1 protein-coding gene is annotated in these 627 nt (G+C 62.7%); it reads right to left on the minus strand.

What is annotated here, in order from left to right; genetic code table 11:
* A partial coding sequence (locus tag EN994_RS34310) for an FAD-binding oxidoreductase (RefSeq protein WP_164746571.1) occupies positions 1–627 on the minus strand: 627 nt, incomplete at both ends.

The raw sequence follows: 627 nt of genomic DNA on the forward strand, positions 1-627 counted from the left end.
AAAGGATGCCCCCCGGCACCCCTTCGGCGAGCCAGACATTCTCCAGGCCCCACGCCTGCCCCATCAGCGGCAGCTCATCGGCCGTCATCTGGAAAGGTCCTCGCACATTGCGCTTGATGCCGGCGCGCCCGAGCGCGGGAACCAGTTCGGTGGCGCGCTCCCAGTTCCAGGAAACGGCATCGAAATCTTCATCGAGCAGATCGGCGCCGAACCATTCCGGGACACCGTTTTCGGCGAACAGCTTGAGCTGCTCGGTACGCTCATAGGGACCGAACATCAGCCCGTCTCCCTCTTCGCGCAGATAGCCCTCGTAACCCTCGTCCCTGAGGATCGGCATCTCCGGAAGACCAAGCCGTTTGCGTTCCACGATTTCGGGAACCGCCTCGGTGATCCAGTACTGGTGCAGGATCGGGATCGCGGGAATGTCCAGGCCCAGCATGGCGCCTGTCTGGCGTGCGTAATTGCCTGTTGCAAGGATGACATGTTCACAGACGATCTCGCCGCGTGAGGTTTTGACCCTCCACTCGCCGCTCGGCATCCGCTCGAAACCCACGACCTCGGTATCAAGATGGATCTTCGCGCCGAGGTCGCGTGCACCCTTGGCCATGGCCTGGGTGACATCGGCGG

It is taken from the genome of Mesorhizobium sp. M7A.F.Ca.CA.002.09.1.1 (assembly GCF_003998555.1).
GTDB lineage: Bacteria > Pseudomonadota > Alphaproteobacteria > Rhizobiales > Rhizobiaceae > Mesorhizobium > Mesorhizobium ciceri.